Annotated in this window: 23 protein-coding genes; 5 read left to right on the top strand and 18 right to left on the bottom strand. The window is 51.6% G+C overall.

Features of this window, described 5'->3' with window-relative positions; all coding sequences use genetic code 11:
* Positions 1–12: 12 nt before the first annotated feature.
* The gene (locus L0665_RS04130) at positions 13–1,467 is read right to left on the bottom strand and encodes a replication factor C large subunit (RefSeq protein ID WP_274924442.1); all 1,455 of its coding nucleotides are present in this window, start codon (positions 1,465–1,467) and stop codon (positions 13–15) included.
* Positions 1,468–1,690: 223 nt separating this feature from the next.
* On the opposite strand from L0665_RS04130, the gene L0665_RS04125 reads away from it, so the two are divergent.
* The 3 genes from L0665_RS04125 (at position 1,691) to L0665_RS04115 (ending at position 3,855) form a co-directional block, all read left to right on the top strand.
* Positions 1,691–2,686, top strand: a complete 996-nt coding sequence (locus L0665_RS04125; protein WP_274925715.1) for a methanogenesis marker 2 protein — start codon at positions 1,691–1,693, stop codon at positions 2,684–2,686.
* Positions 2,687–2,701: 15 nt separating this feature from the next.
* Complete coding sequence (gene mtxX / locus L0665_RS04120) at positions 2,702–3,445, top strand: methanogenesis marker protein Mmp4/MtxX (RefSeq protein ID WP_274924441.1); 744 nt, start codon at positions 2,702–2,704, stop codon at positions 3,443–3,445.
* 194 nt (positions 3,446–3,639) lie between these two features.
* Positions 3,640–3,855, top strand: a complete 216-nt coding sequence (locus L0665_RS04115) for a histone family protein (RefSeq protein WP_274924440.1) — start codon at positions 3,640–3,642, stop codon at positions 3,853–3,855.
* Between the two features lie 90 nt (positions 3,856–3,945).
* Here L0665_RS04115 and hisB read toward each other — a convergent pair whose 3' ends face one another.
* The 4 genes from hisB to L0665_RS04095 are packed head-to-tail and all read right to left on the bottom strand — an operon-like array spanning position 3,946 to position 7,358.
* Positions 3,946–4,527, bottom strand: a complete 582-nt coding sequence (hisB, locus tag L0665_RS04110; protein WP_274924439.1) for an imidazoleglycerol-phosphate dehydratase HisB — start codon at positions 4,525–4,527, stop codon at positions 3,946–3,948.
* The gene (gene hisA, locus L0665_RS04105; RefSeq protein ID WP_274924438.1) at positions 4,524–5,237 is read right to left on the bottom strand and encodes a 1-(5-phosphoribosyl)-5-[(5-phosphoribosylamino)methylideneamino]imidazole-4-carboxamide isomerase; all 714 of its coding nucleotides are present in this window, start codon (positions 5,235–5,237) and stop codon (positions 4,524–4,526) included. Before hisA ends, hisB begins: the two co-directional genes overlap by 4 nt.
* Before the next feature lie 8 nt (positions 5,238–5,245).
* Positions 5,246–6,124, bottom strand: coding sequence for an ATP phosphoribosyltransferase (gene hisG / locus L0665_RS04100; RefSeq protein WP_274924437.1), 879 nt, complete (start codon positions 6,122–6,124; stop codon positions 5,246–5,248).
* A gap of 25 nt (positions 6,125–6,149) precedes the next feature.
* On the bottom strand, positions 6,150–7,358 hold the full coding sequence (locus L0665_RS04095; RefSeq protein ID WP_274924436.1) for a methionine adenosyltransferase: 1,209 nt from the start codon (positions 7,356–7,358) through the stop codon (positions 6,150–6,152).
* Between the two features lie 514 nt (positions 7,359–7,872).
* Between L0665_RS04095 and L0665_RS04090 the strand changes: the two genes are divergently transcribed.
* Positions 7,873–8,061: a DUF7557 family protein gene (locus L0665_RS04090; protein ID WP_274924435.1), complete on the top strand. Its 189-nt coding sequence runs from the start codon at positions 7,873–7,875 to the stop codon at positions 8,059–8,061.
* Positions 8,058–8,351 (top strand): type II toxin-antitoxin system RelE family toxin, encoded by a 294-nt coding sequence (locus tag L0665_RS04085; protein WP_274924434.1) that lies wholly within the window; start codon positions 8,058–8,060, stop codon positions 8,349–8,351. The genes L0665_RS04090 and L0665_RS04085 overlap by 4 nt, the downstream gene beginning before the upstream one ends.
* 223 nt (positions 8,352–8,574) lie before the next feature.
* Here the strand turns inward: L0665_RS04085 and L0665_RS04080 are convergent, their stop codons facing one another.
* From L0665_RS04080 to L0665_RS04020, 13 genes are all read right to left on the bottom strand, one after another.
* Complete coding sequence (locus L0665_RS04080) at positions 8,575–9,369, bottom strand: DNA integrity scanning protein DisA nucleotide-binding domain protein (protein ID WP_274924433.1); 795 nt, start codon at positions 9,367–9,369, stop codon at positions 8,575–8,577.
* The gene (sucD, locus tag L0665_RS04075) at positions 9,366–10,232 is read right to left on the bottom strand and encodes a succinate--CoA ligase subunit alpha (RefSeq protein ID WP_274924432.1); all 867 of its coding nucleotides are present in this window, start codon (positions 10,230–10,232) and stop codon (positions 9,366–9,368) included. The genes L0665_RS04080 and sucD overlap by 4 nt, the downstream gene beginning before the upstream one ends.
* Positions 10,229–11,320 carry a succinate--CoA ligase subunit beta gene (locus tag L0665_RS04070; RefSeq protein WP_274924431.1) on the bottom strand — a complete coding sequence of 364 codons (1,092 nt, stop codon included), beginning with the start codon at positions 11,318–11,320 and terminating at the stop codon, positions 10,229–10,231. The genes sucD and L0665_RS04070 overlap by 4 nt, the downstream gene beginning before the upstream one ends.
* A 24-nt stretch (positions 11,321–11,344) precedes the next feature.
* The gene (locus L0665_RS04065) at positions 11,345–11,875 is read right to left on the bottom strand and encodes a 2-oxoacid:ferredoxin oxidoreductase subunit gamma (protein ID WP_274924430.1); all 531 of its coding nucleotides are present in this window, start codon (positions 11,873–11,875) and stop codon (positions 11,345–11,347) included.
* On the bottom strand, positions 11,872–12,669 hold the full coding sequence (locus L0665_RS04060) for a thiamine pyrophosphate-dependent enzyme (RefSeq protein ID WP_274924429.1): 798 nt from the start codon (positions 12,667–12,669) through the stop codon (positions 11,872–11,874). Before L0665_RS04060 ends, L0665_RS04065 begins: the two co-directional genes overlap by 4 nt.
* A complete protein-coding gene (locus tag L0665_RS04055) occupies positions 12,666–13,769 on the bottom strand; it encodes a 2-oxoacid:acceptor oxidoreductase subunit alpha (RefSeq protein ID WP_274924428.1) in 1,104 nt (367 codons plus the stop codon). The genes L0665_RS04060 and L0665_RS04055 overlap by 4 nt, the downstream gene beginning before the upstream one ends.
* A complete protein-coding gene (locus L0665_RS04050) occupies positions 13,766–14,038 on the bottom strand; it encodes a 4Fe-4S dicluster domain-containing protein (protein WP_274924427.1) in 273 nt (90 codons plus the stop codon). The genes L0665_RS04055 and L0665_RS04050 overlap by 4 nt, the downstream gene beginning before the upstream one ends.
* 83 nt (positions 14,039–14,121) lie before the next feature.
* Positions 14,122–14,658: a FumA C-terminus/TtdB family hydratase beta subunit gene (locus L0665_RS04045; RefSeq protein ID WP_274924426.1), complete on the bottom strand. Its 537-nt coding sequence runs from the start codon at positions 14,656–14,658 to the stop codon at positions 14,122–14,124.
* Positions 14,655–15,497, bottom strand: coding sequence for a fumarate hydratase (locus L0665_RS04040; RefSeq protein WP_274924425.1), 843 nt, complete (start codon positions 15,495–15,497; stop codon positions 14,655–14,657). The genes L0665_RS04045 and L0665_RS04040 overlap by 4 nt, the downstream gene beginning before the upstream one ends.
* An 89-nt stretch (positions 15,498–15,586) precedes the next feature.
* Positions 15,587–16,093 carry a 50S ribosomal protein L16 gene (locus L0665_RS04035; protein WP_274924424.1) on the bottom strand — a complete coding sequence of 169 codons (507 nt, stop codon included), beginning with the start codon at positions 16,091–16,093 and terminating at the stop codon, positions 15,587–15,589.
* Positions 16,094–16,154: 61 nt separating this feature from the next.
* On the bottom strand, positions 16,155–16,916 hold the full coding sequence (locus L0665_RS04030) for an ABC transporter ATP-binding protein (protein ID WP_274924423.1): 762 nt from the start codon (positions 16,914–16,916) through the stop codon (positions 16,155–16,157).
* Between the two features lie 10 nt (positions 16,917–16,926).
* Positions 16,927–17,724, bottom strand: a complete 798-nt coding sequence (locus tag L0665_RS04025) for an ABC transporter permease (protein WP_274924422.1) — start codon at positions 17,722–17,724, stop codon at positions 16,927–16,929.
* Positions 17,725–17,805: 81 nt separating this feature from the next.
* The gene (locus L0665_RS04020; protein WP_274924421.1) at positions 17,806–18,804 is read right to left on the bottom strand and encodes an ABC transporter substrate-binding protein; all 999 of its coding nucleotides are present in this window, start codon (positions 18,802–18,804) and stop codon (positions 17,806–17,808) included.
* Positions 18,805–19,004: the final 200 nt, after the last annotated feature.

Here is a 19,004-nt window from a genome sequence, read left to right as displayed (position 1 = left end):
GAAAAAAAGAATTTAAAACCCGTCAAAGAGGGTTTTTTGTGACCGGTCGGGTATGGGTTCCGGTTTTGAGGCGGGTTCCTGTGGTGGTTTTGGTACTGCTTTTGGTGGTTCTTCCCGGAACTCTTCCTGTGACTCTTTTGGCTCCGGGGCTGAGGGGAGCACGTTTTTTTGTGCTTCAAGTGCTGCCTTCTGCGCCTTTGTCAGTTTTTTCCGGACAAATCCCTGTTCTTCCTCGCGGCGTTCTTTTGTCAGGTCTTTGATGATTTCAGCAGCCTTCTTCTTATCCCCGATAAAAAATTCAAGTTCATCTTTATCGAAGTGCAGAACACGGGCATACTCTTCAGGGTCAGCTTCGATGAGCTTGGTTATGGGGGTAAAAAAATCCTCGCGGAGTGCGTTTCCGGGAATGTGGTAACTTTCTCCGAGTTTTCCCATGATGCCGCTTCTGAGGTTCTTCTGTTTCCTTCCGGTGCCCATCTTGCGCCAGCGGCCGGGTGGCATGATGCGTGCATGGATACCCTTTCCTCCCGCTGCCTCGGCAGGCCCCATGACCATCAGGGCAGATGCATATTTCCAGAGCGTGTAATACTGGCGGCGGTAGGTGCGGCCGATGAACCGGTCTGCTGTCGCAAGTGTCTGGTAGGCGTACGCCTTCTCCTCTGTGCCCGAAAGAGTGGACATTGACTCCTCAATCCACTGTTCGATGGTGTCGGGAGTGCCGTCCACCTCACGTGCATAGCGGAGCATGGTGTCATCGTCTGCACCGGAATGAATTGCCTTGATGAGTTCAAATATTGACGTCCGTTCATCTTTCTGCGAAGTATGCACATCCCCGCTGCCGACATGGTCGGCGCCGATTGCGGCAGCCTGAATACTATTGATGGCGGAGCGCAGATCTCCCCCGGAATTATCTGCTATGTGCTGCAGTGCCGCGGTGTCACAGTCCACCCCTTCTGACGCGCAGATATAGCGCAGGTGAGAGGCGACCGTTTTGGCAAGAATGGTCCTGAACGGGATGGTATCACAAAGGCCACGGATAGACTGGTCAAGTCCGTAAAGGTCGTTTGCAATGAGGATGATGGGCTGGCGGGAGGAACGGATGACGTCTGCTATTGCACGAGCACCACCACGGTCGGAATTTCCGTGGATATTATCTGCCTCGTCGAAGATGATGAGGCGCCGTCCGGTGCCGGTGAGGCTTGCGGTGGTGCTGCCGGCTCCTGCTATTCTCTCAATTATCCCCTTTGTACGCTGGTCACTGGCGTTGAGTTCAATGACCTCCCATTCCATGTCACGGGCAAGAGCATGGGCTGCGGTTGTCTTTCCGATTCCCGGTTTTCCGTAGAGAACAAGCGGCCTCGCGCCGGTATGCCAGGTCTTTCCCCACTCTGCGATCTGACGGATTGCCTGGCCATTGCCGATGATATCCTGCAGACGCTGTGGTCTGTACTGTGCAGCCCAGTCCATTGGTATATTCTCTGTGTCTGAATGGTGAAAAATACAGTGGTACAGGTTTGGGATGACTGAGAAATTCCTCTCTTCTCTTCGGCGTTGTTTCGCTCGTATTTTTGGAATGAATATGTTTTATCTGCAGTAAACAGCAGGGCTTCGTCATTGCACTGTTATCCGGGGGAGATATGCATATTATTAACTAAACAGACGGTAATGTTTTGATCAAAGATGGTGTTAAATTGTGGTAGAATGTTCCACAGATGAGATTGCCGCAGCTGTGCGCGATTATGATGGCGTCACACGCAAGCGAGCAATTGGAGAAATAATTAATTCACTCCGTATTGTAACACCAAACGTGCCGGTCTCCTTCGGGGATGATGCAGCACTAATACAGAACGGAGATACCGGCCTTCTTCTGGCAGCCGATGGTATATGGAGTCGTCTTCTGGATGCAGATCCGTACTGGGCAGGTTTTTGCGCAGTGCTTGTCAATGTCCATGATATTGCCGCGATGGGTGGTATTCCTCTTGCTGTGGTAGATATCATGTCTGTCAAAGATGCGGTGGTATGTCATGAAGTGCTGAGAGGCATGTATGAAGCGTCTGCGAAATTCTGCGTTCCGGTGGTGGGAGGACATCTTCATCCGGATGCAGAGATGAATGTGGTCGATGTCGCGATCCTTGGTACGGTGAATCCCGCCGATGCAATATATTCTCATACTGCACAGGTGGGTAACCGGGTTGTCGCAGCAATTGATCTTCATGGGCGGATTCACCCGTCCTGTGCTATGAACTGGGATTCTGCCACTCTTCGGACGGCAGAAGAGGTGCGTGCACAGATAAATGTGATGCATACCCTTGGGGAACGGCACCTCGTTACCGGTGGCAAAGATATCAGCAACCCTGGTGTCATCGGCACGCTGGGTATGCTGCTTGAGACCAGCAGGAAAGGTGCAGAAGTCTGTCTTGATGACATTCCACGGCCCGATCTTGATGAACTGGGTATCACCTTTGAACACTGGGTTCGCATGTATCCCGGAATGGGATTTATCTGCTCTGTCCCCGTTGAATCGGTGGATACGGTCATCGGTCTTTTCACCGGTGTCGGGATGGCTGCAGCAGATATCGGGGTGGTGACCGATTCGCAGAAACTTATCATACGCCACGGTGATGATGAGTCTACGGTCTTTGACCTAAAGAAGCAGGGGATCATGGGGATCCCCATGGTCGATTAAGGAGGGATACTTTCGATGCTCATCGGGATAGGTGCCGGGAATGATCCGGAATCTGTCCGAACAACCCTGGAGAGGTTTTCAGGAACCATTCCCCTCCGCTGTTTTACGCATCCTCGTAATCGGGATGTATTTTCCGAATTTGATGTGGTGTATGACCCTGTACCGGAGGAAGCACTGGTGCGGGCGCTCTTCTCCGGTGAAATTGATGCGGCCATCCGTGGCAGTCTGCCATCCAGTTCAACACTGGCAGTATTGAAACGGGTTGCAGGTGTCCCTCGCCTGGAACGTATTGCCTTTCTTGAAACGGCAGGGGGTATTCGGTTTCTTCTGGCACCGGTCGGGGTGGATGAAGGATGGACGGTTGATGAGAAGGTGTCACTTCTTACGCAGGCACAGAGGATGGCACCTGCCTTTGGGGTGACCAGCCGTGCTGCAGTTCTCTCCGGTGGGCGTTGTGGTGATGTGGGACGCCATCCGGTGGTGGACAGAACCATTGCGGATGCAGAGGAGGTGGCAGCCCGTACCGGTTGTGACAATGCAGAGATTCTGATTGAGGATGCCGTCCGTTCCCACGGGGTAATTATTGCCCCGGATGGTATATCCGGGAACCTTATTTTTCGTACATTATGCCTCCTTGGAGAGGGAATTGCCCATGGTGCTCCGGTGGCAAATATCGATAGAATTTTTGTCGATACTTCGCGCGCCTCTTCAAATTATTCGAAATCGGTATTCATTGCCAATTCATTGTGCAAAAAATAAATGGGGATTGTTGCACAATCAAAAATGAATTATATGCTCAATTAATCATTATTTTGATCCCTCTCCAATTTACTCTCTGGGTTTAAAATATCCTGATAATACTCCTGATTGTTGATTTTAGATGGCATATTACCCCGAATCTACAGAAAGTTTATATATTGACTTGTCGATTTTCTTTCTGAGGTGTATTATATATGGCGAATGATCTACCTATTGCTGCAGTCGTGAGGATTGCAAAAAACAACGGTGCTGAGAGAGTTGGCAGCGATGCTGCACAGGCAATCGCAGACGCTTCCCAGGAGTACATTGCAGAGCTGACCCGAGAAGCAAGCAAGTACGCTAAGCACGCAGGCCGGAAGACTATCAAGAAAGAAGATGTAGACCTTGCGGTCAACGAACTGAACATCTAAACATCTTTCTTTGAAAAGTATGTTTCATAAAACGGTGCCTGAAACATCTGTTTCACGCTCGTTTTTGGGAATATAAAAAAAAAGTAAAATTCAGATTGTCCCTTTTGTACTTGGAATCTCGGTTCGCCCGGGTGTTACGGCCGCAGCGATTGAGAATGCTACACCGAATGTTTTGAAGAGTGCTTCACAGATGTGGTGATCGTTTCTGCCCTCAGCTTTTATGTGTGCAGTGATACCTGCTTTGATACAGAGCGTGTAGAAGAAGTGCTCAAATATATCTGCGGGAATCGGCCCGAGCCCGTTTGATGAAAACGCTGCATCATACACGAGATAGCCACGTCCCCCGAGATCCAGTGTGACAACAGCGATTGCTTCGTCCATCGGCACTGCCATGTGAGCAAATCGTCGGATGCCACGTTTCTCCCCCAGCGCTTTTGCGAGAGCCTCTCCAAGGACAATTGCCGTATCCTCGATGGTATGGTGGCAGTCAATTTCCAGGTCTCCTGTTGCAGTCACTATCAGACTGAACCTGCCATGGCGTGCACAGGATTCAAGCATGTGGTCAAAGAACGGGATGCCGGTCTCGACTGCAATCTTTCCTTCGGTATCAAGATCCACTGTCACAGAGATTGCGGTCTCGTTTGTTTTCCGTGTTACTTCTGCCTGTCTCATCTCTCTGCCTCTTCGATTGCTTCTTTCAGGGTGATAGTGCCCCTGTACAGGGCTGAACCAAGTACAATGGCCTCCACACCTATCTCGCGCATTATACGCACGTCCTGTGGTGTTGTGATGCCTCCTGAGGCTACGACAGGAATCTTCACTGCCTCTCTCAGGCGCCGCACCGGTTCTTCTGCGATACCGTTGCACAATCCCTCCACATCAACATTGGTGAAGAGAAGCGATCCTGCACCCCGTTCTTCGAATGCACGGGCCATGGTGATGAAGTCGCCGGCGGTCTTTTCCCACCCGCGAACAACGACATTGCCGCCGCGGGCATCCACACCCGCCATCACCGCCTCCTTTCCGTATTCGTCTGCTATCTCGGTGATGGCCTCAGGGCGGTCGACAGCAAGGGTGCCGATGATCACCCGTGTGACACCGGCGTTAAGCCAGCCGGCTGCATCTGCTGTGCTCCGGATACCGCCCCCAAGTTGTATCTCAGCACCGGTGGTCTGGATGATCTCTTTTATGAGACTGACGTTTTTCTCTGCAGCACCGAAGGCTCCGTCCAGGTTGATCACATGGAGGGCACGAGCGCCTTCCTGAAGCCACTCCTGTGCCCGTGAGACCGGATTTCCATACGATACTCTGTTCTTCCGGTTGCCCTGCACCAACTGCACACAGGTACCGTCTAAAATGTCCACTGCGGGAAATACTTTCATGGTATTTTTCACCGAATGAGCCGGTCAATCGGCATGACAAGAATATCCCGTGCACCGGCATTTCGCAGGCGGGTAATAAGCTGGTATACCCGTTCTTCATCAACCACTGCATGCACCGCAACGAGACTTTCATCTGATGCGACGTCCATCACCGTTGGTCCGCCCAGACCCGGCAGCACCTCTTTCACTTCACTGAGTGAGTCCCGGTTCACATTCATCATCAGGTAGCACTTGCCGCGGGCCGAGATTACACTCTCCAGTGCGAGGGTGATTTCATCAATCTTCCCCCGCCTGTGCTGCATTGCATCATTGTTCCCGATGAGAATGGTCGTTGAATGGAGAATTTCTTCGAGAACCATGAGATGATTCGTCTTCAGGGTCGTGCCTGAACTGGACAAATCCACGATTGCATCGGCGACACCGAGATAGGGCGTTGCTTCGCAGGCGCCGCTGACGGGAAAGAGACTTACCGGTATTCCGCGTTCCCGGAAGAACTCCTCTGTTGTATGCGGGAATTCGGTTGCAATGCGTTTGCCGGCAAGGTCTTTTGCTGTCCGGATACCCGAATCCTCCGGTGCTGCAAGCACAAGCGTGGCACTGCCCATCTTCAGGTCCAGTATCTCGGTGACCGATGCTCCCCGTTCACGGACCATGTCGCGGCCGGTAATCCCAAGGTCTGCAGCACCGTTTGCCACATATTCGGGAATGTCTATCGGCCGTGCAAAGAGCACTTCAACAGCCGGGTCACATGTCGGTGCGATGAGCTTACGGCTGGATGAACTATGGAGATGGAGTCCTCCTTTTTCCAGAAGGTCAATAATCGGGTCTGATATGCGTCCTTTGTTTGGGATGGCAAGCCGTATGTGCTCGTGTGTCTCGTCTGTCATAAGCTTCGTTTCTGTTTGGGTTGTTTTAGAAGGTCTTCATCTCACCGCGGATGACCCGCTCGGTGATTGAGGTGATGTCTGCAAGACCTGCATCGATAATCTCTTCGATACCGCGGCTGATGGCGGCTTCATCTGCCCCTTTTGCTGCCACAAACTGGGCACCTGCGACGAGCGGCTGGTCAATCGGCCGTCCGATCTGTGAGAGCAGTCTGATATAGAGGTCCTCAATGCCGTCAAGTTCCTGTGCACACTGCTGCGCGAGTTCGGTGGAGAGGAGGTTGTAGATTTTGCCGATATGGTTAATCGGGTTCTTTCCGCTGGTGGCTTCCATGCTCATCGGGCGGTGCGGGGTGATAAGACCGTTTGCACGGTTGCCCCGGCCAACAGATCCATCGTCTCCCATCTCAGCAGACGTACCGGTGACGGTCAAAAAGATGGCATCCTTCTTCTCGTAGTTGTCGCCGGTGTTGATATCCACGGTTACCCGGCGGTCAGTAATTCCGGAGGCGACTTTCTGCACCTCTTCCCCGACCCGGGTGACTGCCTCTTTGTAGTCGTTCATGTCAGCACAGAAACGGTCAACCATCGGCACACAGAGAGTGAGGTTCATCTCTTCTTCCTGGCGCAGACCCATAATCTTGATGTCTGTTCCGATGACCTTGTTTTTTGGCCGGTATACCTCGTCAAGGTGGTTACTCACGGCAAGGATGACATTCTCAAGGTCAGAGAATGGTGCATGACCCACTCCGAATGAGGTGTCGTTTGCATACGGAAGGTGTTTTTTCTCGCATGCACGGAAGACATCACGGAGATCTGATGAACCGGTTCCCATGCGGCAGTCAACGATGACGTCTTTGTTCATGTCCAGGAATTCCAGCGTGTTGGAGAGATAATTTCGTGCAGCTTCGAGTGCTATGGCATCGGTGGGTATCGTCACGCCGTCAAAGGTCTTTGTTGCACGTCCGGTAAGAAGCACATACATGGGACGTGTGACGCAACCGCCGCCAAATTTCGGGAGTGACTCCCCGGCAACGATCTCGCCCTGGTCGGTGTTGTGGTGAAGCACAGCGCCACATTCGTCCAGGTATGCCCGTGAAAGAGCCTGTGATATCGATTCTGCGATACCATCTGCAAGGCTGTCAGGGTGGCCGATACATTTGCGTTCTGCGAGTTCCAGTTTCTGTCTGTTCAGGGGCAATTCGTTGAGTTTTTCAACTGCAATATTTCGTACCATCGATATTCACGAACTCCAAATAGATAATAAGAAGGTGGGTTCTTTATCAGATAAGAATTTCCTTTGAGGTAAATAATTACTCTGGGTAATTGTCCGTTACAAAAAAGGGGACTCTTTCTTCATTTGTGGACAAATACAGTCTCACGAAACTGTCGGACAAACGGTCTCGCTGCACTGCAGGATTATCGACACAAAGGTGATCCGGATTGGGAGTGATATGTACTGGTATCATTCTCGTCAGTCAGACTCCCCTCCTGCTAATCATCCTGTTAATTATTCCTTTTGGACTGCTCCATCCTTCACTGCATACACACTATATCCACAATCCTGAGGTCAGAGGGGCGGTGGGATACAATAATCGTTGTCCGGTCTGCTGAGAGATCCTGTAAAAACGAATTATTTCCTCAAAGATTCCTGTTTGCAAAACAGTATGGAGACAGGGTGATGTAAAAATCTGCAACGAAGAATTTGCATCCGGAAAAAATTAATTATTTCTCAGTTCAACTATAGTTCTATGACATCTATTTCTGTTAAAGCGGAAACAAAAGACCTTTTAAAACAGATCGGAAGTAAAGGAGAGACATATGATGATATTGTCATGCGGCTTGTAAAGTCTCACTGTATTCAGATACGTAATAAGGAATACCGGGAAATCTTTGAAAATGAGAAATTCACAGAGATTGACTGGGATGACTATGTATGACATACCACCTGAAAGTTTCAAACAGATTCAAAAGAGAATTGAAAAAACTTGATAAAACGGACATTTTGAAGGTTAAGAATGCTCTTGATAATCTTTTAGAGGATCCTTTTACCGAAAATCATGATGTGATTCCAATAGTTGATCATAAAGAACCTCCAATGTACAGGATGAGGGTTGGCAATTACAGAATAATATACGTTGTAACAGGTGATGACATTAAAGCCGGATTAATTTTCGACAGAAAGAAAGGATATAAAAGATATCTCCCGTTTGAGCAATACTTCAGTTAATAGATGCAATACTAAATTCCCTGTTTTTTAGATACCATTCGTCAATAAAAAACCGTAAAATAATATCAATTGATGTAATAATCAATTTCTGATGGAATGAATAATGATTTGTTGACAAATCAGCAGCCGGAATGAATGACAATTAATACCCATTTATTTCCCACTCAATTCTTAGTGAGCCTTTCCTAAACGTAAAATGAATCTGAACCGGGAACAAAAAAAATTAGTTTTTAATCCGGACATCAGACCGGACGGTGAGCCAGCATTCACCGTTTCTAAATACACGAACCATCCCACCGCTTTCAGAGATAGTGACTCCGATTGCAGGGATGATGCGGGTGAGGGATGCGGTGGCACGGTGTCTTCCTCCCATACCATGAGGAAGAGTCAGGTCATCACCTTTGACATCGATATACCGGCCGGCTGCCTGGATGGATCCGGTGGTGTCCACCACAAAGACACCGTCCAGCTGAGCGAATTCCTTCACACTTTCCCAGTTTGTCCGGTCGGTGATATCGCGTACCTCTTTTATGTGCCCCTGATACGGGTTGATGATGGCCGAGTGGGAGTGGTTGTAAATCTCCTCGGTGTTGCCGATGATAAACGCAGTGCCGATTGAACGGCCCTCACGCCCTTCAACTGCAATTTCAAGGGCAAGCTGGAGGACCGCTGTCATCACGCCCCGTGGTACCAGGTCATCGAATTCCCTGACACTGATAAACTCCTTTTCCTGGTTGATGTCATAGACTAAGATGGCATATGGAAAGACACCGATAACATTTCCGAATTCATACTTTTGGGAGATATATATCTGAACTGCTGCATCGTGCAGATGCCGCTCGGAAATTTCCAGGATGTCGTGCATGGTAAGGTCACGCAGGACATCGAGCTGAAGGTCCTGCACCCATATGACCGGGATGTCGCAGGTGAAATCCATCGGATCAATAAAGGAGACGATTGCTTTTGCACTGACCTCTTCTGCGAGTGCCGCTGCTGCCTTCAGCATCGTCTGGCTCATAGAAGCTCCCGCACGAGTGCCGGAATATCAGAAGGCTTCCCTGCAACCGGGATGCCAAGTTTTCTGAGGCGTGCAATCTTTGACACCGCATCTCCCTCTCCGCCTTCAATGATGGCGCCTGCATGACCCATGCGTTTCTCCGGCGGTGCAGAGATGCCTGCGATGTAGGTGACAAGGGGAAGATCTGTTGAGGTTGCCCCTTCCTCTTCGAGGTTTCCGCCCACTTCACCTATCAGGACAACGGCCTTTGTCTGTGCGTCTGCTTCAAACCGTTCGAGCACATCGGTGAAGGTCTGGCCAATAACCGGGTCACCGCCGATGCCGACGACGGTTGACTGCCCGATGCCGGCCCGTGTGAGTTCGTTGATGACTTCATAGGTGAGCGTTCCGCTGCGTGAGATTATTCCCACATTGCCGGGCATCGCGAGGTGTGGTGGCATGATGCCGAGTTTCAGTTCGCCGGGGGAGAGGGTGCCGGGACAGTTTGGCCCGATAACCGTGCACCCTTCCATCCGGGCAAAGGCAAGCGCCCGCATGGTGTCGTGCACCGGGATGCCTTCGGTGATTGCGGTGATGAGTTCAATACCGGCACTTGCTGCCTCCATGATGGAGTCTCCTGCAGCAAATCCGGGCACAAAGAGAACCGAGGTTGATGCATCGTTTTCTGCCATTGCTTCACGGACGCTGTTATAGACCGGGACGCCATGCACCTTCTGGCCGCCTTTGCCGGGGGTGACGCCTGCGACAACTCCACGTCCACCGGTCTCCTTTGCGTACTGGTTCATCAGATTGATATGGAATGCACCCTGGTTGCCGGTTGCCCCCTGAACAATAATGCCGGTCGTATGGTCACCGTATATCATGCTGCTGCCTCCTTCACTGCCTGTTTCACAACATCTTCCATCGTGTCAAGCATCTGGTAGCCGTTTTTGGCAAGGAGTGCTTTGCCCTCCTCTTCGTTCGTCCCTGCAAGGCGGGTGATGACGTGCTGGTCGATACCCGCATCGATGATGCCTTTTGCCACCTCATCGCACCGGGTGATACCCCCGAGGAGGTTCACCACGATGACTTTGACATCCGGCATGCCTGCCACCAGACGGACGGCCTTCATGACCCGTTCGCGTCCGGCACCGCCACCGACATCGAGGAAGTTTGCCGCTTTGCCATCGTAGTGCTGGATAAGATCAAGAGTGGACATGGTGAGGCCCGCACCGTTTCCGATGACGCCTATTGAACCCTCCAGTTCGACATAGGAGAACCCGTTCTCCTCTGCTTCGCGTTCCCGTGGGGTCAGGTCACGGTTTGCCGTAATTCCCTGACGTATCAGGGCATTGTCATCGATGATGAGTTTTGCGTCTGCGGCAAAGACCCCTCTCGATGTCGTCACGAGGGGGTTAATCTCTGCGAGGAGAGCATCTGATGCACAGAATGCCTTGTAGAGATTGTTTATGACAGGCCCGAGTTCTTTTGGTGCGGTCCCCAGTATCTGGCGCATTAAAAAGCCCGGAACTTCAGAGAGCAGTGGTGAGAATCCGACCCGCCGGAGGGCTTCCGGTCCTCCGGTACGTGCGGTCTCCTCGATATCGACACCGCCCGTCTCTGCAAAGAGAATCATGGGCTGGCGTGTTGTCCGGTCGATGGAAATGCTCACGTAGTATTCGTGATCAATCGGAAGTTTCTCTTCCACAAGGATGGCCTTCGGGATGAGACCCTTGATAGGGAAGGAAAAGAGATGTCTGGCGGCCTCGACTGCATCTGCCTTCTGCGTGACAATGATGCCGCCTGCCTTTCCCCGTCCTCCTACGTCCACCTGTGATTTTACCACGACTTCGTCCGTGAATCCGTTCAGGTGACGCCGGAGTTCGTCCGGGCTTTTGATTACCACACCTTCGGGGATTGGGATTCCGTTATTTCTGAATATCTCTTTTGCTTCAAATTCAAGGAGTTTCATCCGTTATTTCCTCAGTATATATCTTTATTTCTTTCTTCCGAGTTCAAATCCACGGTGGAGAGCCCTGAGGTTCAGGTCCTCGGTTCCTTTTGGGACACTGTCAAGGACTGCCCGTTCGATGGCATCTTCTGAGACCACACCGGTTGCAGCGACAAGGGCACCGAGCATAACAATATTTGCAACGATGACCCGGCCAAGGTTCTCTTTTGCCTCTGTTGTCGCAGGGATTTCTATGCAGGTGCACTCCGGTCGGGAGAGCACCAGTTCTGAATCAACCAGCATGAGGGCATCATCCGGTACGTCTGACCCGTATTTATCAAATCCCTGCTGGGACATTATAACATAGATATCAGGTGAGGTGACCTTCGGGTACAGAATCGGTTCGTCGTCAATGACATCCGCACTCATCGATGCACCGCCCCGTGCCTCCGGCCCGTAGACCTGTGTCTGCACCGCGTACTTATTCCCGTAGAGGGCCGCTGCCCGTCCGAGAATAACCGCTGAGAGAATAACTCCCTGTCCGCCGAATCCGGAGAAGAGAACTTCGTGCCTCATCTCTTTACCCCCATTGCCGGGCGCTGCCGGTGGATAAATTCACCGACCGTGAAAAAGTCCTCGGGGATGCTTTTTCCTTCCGCCTCCATCCGGCGGGCTTTCTGGAGGAGGATGGAATGCGTACGCATCCACTCCACCATATCGGTCACTGTACGGAGTTTGTTTCTCCTGCCGTATGCAGTCGGGCATTGCACCATTGCCTCAATAAAGGAGAGCCCTTCGGTGGAGAGACCGGTCTCGATTGCCTTGGTGAGTTCTTTTGTGTGATAGGATGTCCATCGTGCCACGTGGTTTGCCCCGGCTGCAACGGCAAGACCTGCAAGGTCAAAGGTGGGTTCCGTTGCCCCGTAAGGGGTGGTGGTGGAAATTTTCCCTACCGGCGTGCAGGGGCTTCCCTGTCCGCCGGTCATGCCATAGATCATATTGTTCATGCAGATGACGGTCATGTCGATGTTACGCCTGCATGCATGAATGAAGTGGTTGCCGCCAATGGCAGAGAGGTCACCGTCTCCGGTGAATACCACGACATTGAGATCAGGGTTGGCCATCTTCACACCGGTTGCAAACGTCAGTGCTCTCCCATGGGTGGTATGGAGGGAGTCGGTGGTGATGTATCCCGGTGCACGGGAGGAACAGCCGATGCCGGAGATGAAGATGGTGTCGTCAATTTCCCACTGCATGGTGTCCACCGCTTTGATGGCACAGTTCATCACGGTGCCGTTGCCACATCCTGTGCAGAATATGTGCGGGAGGCGGTCTTCCCGATACCACTTTTCAAAGACACGGGTACTCATTTCTCTGCCTCCACTGCGCGATAGAGTTCATCCGGTGTGTGAATATGGCCACCAATCTTCGGCATGGAAACGACCTTCTCGCCGGTTGTATGGCGGGCCACTTCGCGTACCATCTGGCCCAGGTTCAGTTCGGGTACGATGAAGGTCTTTGCATTGGGAAAGAGTTTCATAGTGTCCTCCGGGAAGGGCCAGACGATCCTCAGGTTCAGGTGGCCGATCTCCTCATTCGGGTGGTCATGCAGCACCTGCCGGACCGTGCGGGCACAGGGGCCGTAGGTGATAAAGACTGTTTCTGCATCGGTATTGACTGCATCATAATCGGCTATCTCGTGACGTTTTGATTCCACCTTGTTATAGAGCCGTTTCACCAGTTTTTCGTGGACGTCCGGGTCTGTTGTATCCGGATATCCGCGTTCGTCGTGCGTGAGCCCGGTGACATGCACCCGGTGGCCACTCCCGAACTGTGCAAAACCGGGGACACCGTCTTCATCTGCCTCGAAGGGGAGTTTTCCTTCTTCCAGTGGTTTTCTTGGCACGATGTCGATCTTTTCCGGGATGACAATCTTCTCCCGCATATGGCCGATAGTCTCATCCGACATCACAAAGGTGGGGACGCGGAACCGGTCGGCGAGATTGAATGCCTTCGCCGTAAGTTCATACATCTCCTGCACGGTTGATGGTACAACGGCAATCGTTGCCATATCTCCGTGAGAACCGAATCGGCACTGCATCATGTCACCCTGTGCAGACATCGTTGGCTGACCGGTTGAGGGGCCGCCCCGCTGGATATTAACGACAACGCAGGGAGTCTCGGTCATCACCGCATAGCCGATATTCTCCATCATAAGGGAGAAACCCGGCCCGGATGTGGCGGTCATGGCACGGGCACCCGTCCACGATGCACCAATGATAGACCCCATGCTCGCAAGCTCATCCTCCATCTGGATAAAGGTGCCTCCGGTTTTCGGAAGTTTCAGTGCCATCAGTTCTGCAATCTCGGTTGACGGAGTAATCGGATACCCGCCAAAGAAATTACATCCTGCGGCAAGTGCTCCCTCGCAGCATGCCCTGTTACCCTGCATGAATTCTATTTTGCTCAAAACTCAATCACCACGCTCTCTTCTGAATAGGGATCTTCTTCGACCCAGTAAATTGCCTGGTCCGGGCAGATCATCTGGCATGCACCGCATAACTGCCTTCCGTAGAGATGGCGCAGACGGCAGTTTGTGCATCGTTGTGGCCGGTCAAGGATCGGGACAATAATGCCCCGTTCATTAAGTTTCCTGCCTTCCTGGAATATATTGTATGGGCAGACAGTGGTGCAGAGATTACACCCCTTGCACCGCTGTTCATCGATCTTCAGTTTCATCCGGCACGTCCTGTTTATATATTGTTCCAATACTTTACTAAAGGTATCGACAGTCGCATCTGATGGTCTAAAAAGAGGAGAAATCAGAATATTTTATGAAATATTTTATCTGAGCGCATACGGACGTCACGGAAGAGGTCATTTCCTTCTGCATCGATTGCTACGGTCAGGGGGAGTTCTCTGCATTCTATGGCCCAGACGGCTTCCGGCATTCCCAAATCTTCGAAAAATACGCCTTTCAGGGTCATCCGTGATGCCGCCAAAGCTGCACATCCGCCGGTGAAGGCAAGATACACGCCTCTGCCCCGCAGTTCTTCCCGTACGATATCGCCCATGCCGCCTTTGCCGATGAGTGCCCGCACGCCTGCATCAAAGAGGAACCCGGAGAGTTCGTTCATTCGTGCACTGGTTGTGGGGCCGGCAGCAATGATTTTATTGTCCTTTACCACCGGTCCGCAGTGGTAGACAACCGCCCCTTTTGGGTCAAAGGGAATGCCCTCCTCCTGCATGCGCAGGTGGGCTTCATCGCGGGCGGTATAAATCATCCCTGAGAGGGTGACCCGTTCGCCTGCTTTGAGTGTGAGAACTTCGTCTCCCAGGGGTGTGGAGAGGTTTTTCATGGATAGTTCACCTCAACCGTGGCACGCCGTGCGGCCCAGCACTGAACATTGAGTGCGACAGGGAGGGACGCGGTATGACACCCTCCCTCACGTATCCGGACGCCAAGGCAGGTGGTCTTTCCTCCCAGACCCATTGGGCCGATGCCAAGGGCGTTTACGGCATCATATATTTCCTGTTCAAGTATGTTCATCTCGCCAAGGGGGCGGAGGAGTGCTTCTTTTGCAAGCGCTGTAGCCCCGTCTGCGGTGGAGCCGATGCCTATCCCCAGGATAACGGGTGGGCATGGTTTTCCCCCGGCATGGAGAACCATCTCGGTGATGAACTGCGCTATTTTTCCCGTCTCGGATGGCAGAAACATCTTCAGGGCAGAAACATTCTCTGAACCGGCACCTTTTGGGAGCACGGTGAGGGTGAATGTCTCCCCCGGTGTGATATGCACTGCAGGCATTCCCATGCCGCAGTTGTCGCCGGTATTCTCCCGTGTGAACGGGGAGACAACGTTGGGGCGGAGGGGAATCTCTGTTGTTGCCTGCCGTACGCCGTCCTGCACGCCTTCGGTGATAGCGTCAGTGAACGGGACGTCCGGCGGGATGGTGATATAGATGACAGGGACGCCGGTGTCCTGGCATATCGGGACATTCCGTTCCTCTGCGGTTTTGATATTTTCAAAAATGGCTTCCAGTTCACTTCTTGCAACCGGGTTGTCTTCTGCGGCATATGCTGCACGAAGTGCTGCTTTCACATCGTCCGGGAGGTGAATCTCTGCCTCTCTCAGTGCAGCGGTGGTTGCCTCATGGACAGCAGTGCGCAGTCTCTCATGATCTGTTAATTCGGGCATAAATATTTCCCCATTCTGTATATCTGTTGAGATGTGAACGGTGATAATTGAAAAAAGTATATACCCCCTATGGGGTAATATTCGGCAGATTAGTTCTGCTTTTCAACGATGATTCTACCAGGAGACGGAAGCTTGTAGATACCGTGCTTCATGATCTCCTTCACCTTATCAGCGTTTGCCTCTGTGGTGTAACAGGTGAAGATCTTCTGGTTTACTTCAACACGTGCTGCACTGCCCACTGGCTTACCGAATGCCGATCTCATACCCTGTGAGACACGGTCAGCACCGGCACCGGTTGCCTGCTTGTTCTCACGGAGAATGTGGTGCGGGTAGGTGCGCAGTTTGAGGTGAAAATTCATTCTGCCAATATCCTTGACAAGCTTCCTGTTAATATTAATACGGGCTGCTTCCATTGCGGTATGGCGAATCTGACATTTCTCATCGACGGTAATTGAGACAGCAACCGGGAAATCGGCCTGCAGATTGCCCATATCGTACTGCACAACTTTGCTCCCGGGGACACCGCCCATATATTTTCGGCGAGTGTATGCCCTCTTTTTAACCGATCTGTACATTACTGCTGGTTTTCGGACCATTGCTTATATCTCCTCTATGAATAAATGCGCTATAAAAAATGGAAATATATCCATATATACCTTACCGAATGATTGCGCTCTTTTCCATCGATTCCAGGATGTGTTTACGAAACTCTGCAAATTTTGGTGCGGTACGGTCACGCATGCGGGGGAGATCAACGGATATGACCTCTTCAATTTTACCGGGCCGTGGACTCAAAATAACGATTTTATCCGCAAGAAACACGGCTTCGTCCACGCTGTGCGTCACAAATATGATGGTTTTCTGAGTCTCTGCCCAGATCTCCAGGAGTTCGCGCTGCATCACATTTCTTGTCTGTGCGTCCAGTGCGCCGAAGGGTTCGTCCATCAACAGAACCTTCGGATCATTTGCAAGTGCCCGTGCAATGGCGACACGCTGGCGCATACCCCCTGAGAGTTCGTGCGGATAGGCATCTCTGAACTGTTCGAGATGGATGATTTTCAGGTATTTCTCCGCCATCTGTCGGCGTTCTGCCTTTGGGATGCCCTGCATCTCCAGGCTGAATGCGATGTTGTCGATGACGCTCTTCCATGGGAAGAGGGAATATTCCTGAAATACCATGCCGCGATCGGTATCCGTCCCTTCAACAGGCACTCCGTCGAGGAGGATGGCACCCTCTGTGGTGGTCTCAAGCCCTGCAATGATACGTAACAGGGTCGTCTTTCCGCACCCGGATGCACCGACGATACAGATGAACTGCTTCTCTTCGATCTCCAGGTTCACGTCTTTGAGGGCGATGGTAGGTTCTCCTTCATCGCGTGCAAAGAGCTTCGTTACATGCTGAACTGATACAACTGACATGTGGTATGTGTCACTCCATATTGTTCTGCCAGCGGACAGTCTGTTTGTTCACATAATGCCGGAAGAGGATGTCAATTATAATGCCGATGACGCCTAAGACCAGCATATAGACAACAACGCTGTCCATCTGGTGCAGGTTGTAATAGGTCCAGAGGTTCTTTCCCAGTCCGTATTTGCCGGTGCCTGCTCCGAATATTTCAGCTCCTACAAGACACATCCATCCGATACCCATAGAGACACGGATGCCTGCGGTGATCTCGGGGATTGCTGAGGGGAATCCAATCTTTCTGATAAGAGAGGTATTCTTCGTGCACCCGAGCACCTTCCCTGCTTCAATGAATACCTTCGGCACATTGCGAAATCCGGTGTAGGTATTGATGATGATGGGGAAGACAGCACCGATAAAGATGATGAATCCTGCGGCGGCATGCGTGAGGCCAAACCAGATGATGGCAAACGGGATCCACGCCAGGGGTGGTATGGGACGGATTATTTCGACAATCGGGTTCAGTGCGATGTCGAGGTCACGGAACCATCCCATGCAGATTCCTGTCGGAATGCCGATGATGAGTGACGCTGCCATGCCGATTGCAAAGTGATACAGACTCACCGCAATGTCTTCAGGGAGGGTGCCCCGCGAACCGAACATGTCGGTCATAAAAGCGGCAACAACTTCGGTGAAACTGGGCAGTTTAAACGTGTTTCCGACTACGTAGACGGCAACAATCTGCCATATGATGATGACCGCCGCAACTGAGGCGAGCGGGATCAGGATGTTTCGGTAGGTGTTTCTTTTTGTTGTACGCATTGGTGAGTTCTCCACGGTGCGTGCCGGGTAATAGATCTCCCGGTCTGTTCTCATGAATTGTGCAGGCAGGGAAAAAAAAGGTTAGGCTCCTGTTACCTTCTGGTAGAAGGACAGGTCAAAGATTTCATCTTCGGTGAGCGGGTGGTCGATGTAGCCAAGATCTGCCTGAACTGTGGTGTAATCAACAACAGATGTGATGATGGTGGATGGGTCTGTTATCCAGCGTCCGTCCCATGTGGCAAACGAATCCTGGATGACTGCTATGTCAACCTTGTTCATGTCGTAGTATATCTGTGCTGCCTCGTCCTGGTTTGCGATGGCATAATCCGTCGCTTTGATGTGGGTCTTTATAATCTGCTCCACCATGTCCGGGTGGTTGCGGATGAGGTCGCCTGAGACAACGAGAACACAGCATGCATGGTTGGCTTCCATCTCACCGGAGTGGACAGCAATATATCCGTTTCCTTCAGCGACGATGGTGGCAGGGGCGGGGTGCGGCAGGAATACTGCGTCAACTGCACCTTCTGAGATGGCAACGGTTGCGTCACCCGGGCCCATTGGGCGGATGTCTACGTCGGTGTCGGGGTTAATGCCGTTTGTCTGGAGCCAGTCACGCAGGAGGGTATCCTGAATGGTGCCCGGTGGGAATGTGGCGATGGTGAGCCCTTTCATGTCTTCTGGGCTGGTGTAGGTGAATTCGGGCCGGATAACAAGATCAGATCCGTTCACCTGCACGGCAGCGACGATTTTTGCGTCAAGGCCGGTTGCAAGCGCTGAAATAACAGGTGCTGCGCCCACATATGCGACATCGATGTCGCCTGAGAGCATGGACTGCATCTCAGGTGCGCCGGTTGGGAATTTGTGGTCTTCAATAGAGGTTATACCGAATGATGCGAGATCCTCTGTCCACCATCCCTTCTCCTTTGCAATCATGTATGCAATCTGGTGGGTTGACGGCTGGTAGCCGAAGGAGAGGGTATCTTTCTCAGTTTCTGTAGTGCCAGTGTCAGTGCAGCCCGCCACAAGCAGTACTGCTGCAATGGCACAAATTGCCAGGATGAAGAGTCCTTTTGATTTCATAGTATGTTCTCCTAATGTATGATTGAACATATGATGTTTTTTTACCAATTATTAAATATATTCCATTCTCGTCAATAATCTGGACATATATGTCTAATTGTGCTACAAATTAGACATTATTTGGGTTGTTGTTTATCTGGTGGGGGCACATTTCCCGAAAATGCATTGCTTTAACATTTTTCGTTTCGTATACATTAGGC

The sequence above is a fragment of the Methanogenium marinum genome (assembly GCF_028912405.1).
Lineage (GTDB): Archaea > Halobacteriota > Methanomicrobia > Methanomicrobiales > Methanomicrobiaceae > Methanogenium > Methanogenium marinum.
This window is presented reverse-complemented; position numbering and strand designations above follow the sequence as displayed.

Bases quoted from the DNA above. Each gene is read 5' to 3' on its own strand.
- L0665_RS04060 (WP_274924429.1), bottom strand. From the start codon at position 12,669: ATGAGTACCCGTGTCTTTGAAAAGTGGTATCGGGAAGACCGCCTCCCG.
- L0665_RS04030 (WP_274924423.1), bottom strand. From the start codon at position 16,916: ATGTCAGTTGTATCAGTTCAGCATGTAACGAAGCTCTTTGCACGCGAT.
- mtxX (WP_274924441.1), top strand. From the start codon at position 2,702: ATGCTCATCGGGATAGGTGCCGGGAATGATCCGGAATCTGTCCGAACA.
- L0665_RS04070 (WP_274924431.1), bottom strand. From the start codon at position 11,320: ATGAAACTCCTTGAATTTGAAGCAAAAGAGATATTCAGAAATAACGGA.
- L0665_RS04040 (WP_274924425.1), bottom strand. From the start codon at position 15,497: ATGCCCGAATTAACAGATCATGAGAGACTGCGCACTGCTGTCCATGAG.
- L0665_RS04115 (WP_274924440.1), top strand. From the start codon at position 3,640: ATGGCGAATGATCTACCTATTGCTGCAGTCGTGAGGATTGCAAAAAAC.
- L0665_RS04065 (WP_274924430.1), bottom strand. From the start codon at position 11,875: ATGAGGCACGAAGTTCTCTTCTCCGGATTCGGCGGACAGGGAGTTATT.
- hisG (WP_274924437.1), bottom strand. From the start codon at position 6,124: ATGACAGACGAGACACACGAGCACATACGGCTTGCCATCCCAAACAAA.
- L0665_RS04035 (WP_274924424.1), bottom strand. From the start codon at position 16,093: ATGGTCCGAAAACCAGCAGTAATGTACAGATCGGTTAAAAAGAGGGCA.
- L0665_RS04045 (WP_274924426.1), bottom strand. From the start codon at position 14,658: ATGAAAAACCTCTCCACACCCCTGGGAGACGAAGTTCTCACACTCAAA.
- sucD (WP_274924432.1), bottom strand. From the start codon at position 10,232: ATGATATACGGTGACCATACGACCGGCATTATTGTTCAGGGGGCAACC.
- L0665_RS04025 (WP_274924422.1), bottom strand. From the start codon at position 17,724: ATGCGTACAACAAAAAGAAACACCTACCGAAACATCCTGATCCCGCTC.
- hisA (WP_274924438.1), bottom strand. From the start codon at position 5,237: ATGAAAGTATTTCCCGCAGTGGACATTTTAGACGGTACCTGTGTGCAG.
- L0665_RS04085 (WP_274924434.1), top strand. From the start codon at position 8,058: ATGACATACCACCTGAAAGTTTCAAACAGATTCAAAAGAGAATTGAAA.
- L0665_RS04130 (WP_274924442.1), bottom strand. From the start codon at position 1,467: ATGGACTGGGCTGCACAGTACAGACCACAGCGTCTGCAGGATATCATC.
- hisB (WP_274924439.1), bottom strand. From the start codon at position 4,527: ATGAGACAGGCAGAAGTAACACGGAAAACAAACGAGACCGCAATCTCT.
- L0665_RS04095 (WP_274924436.1), bottom strand. From the start codon at position 7,358: ATGGTACGAAATATTGCAGTTGAAAAACTCAACGAATTGCCCCTGAAC.
- L0665_RS04050 (WP_274924427.1), bottom strand. From the start codon at position 14,038: ATGAAACTGAAGATCGATGAACAGCGGTGCAAGGGGTGTAATCTCTGC.
- L0665_RS04090 (WP_274924435.1), top strand. From the start codon at position 7,873: ATGACATCTATTTCTGTTAAAGCGGAAACAAAAGACCTTTTAAAACAG.
- L0665_RS04080 (WP_274924433.1), bottom strand. From the start codon at position 9,369: ATGAGCCAGACGATGCTGAAGGCAGCAGCGGCACTCGCAGAAGAGGTC.
- L0665_RS04020 (WP_274924421.1), bottom strand. From the start codon at position 18,804: ATGAAATCAAAAGGACTCTTCATCCTGGCAATTTGTGCCATTGCAGCA.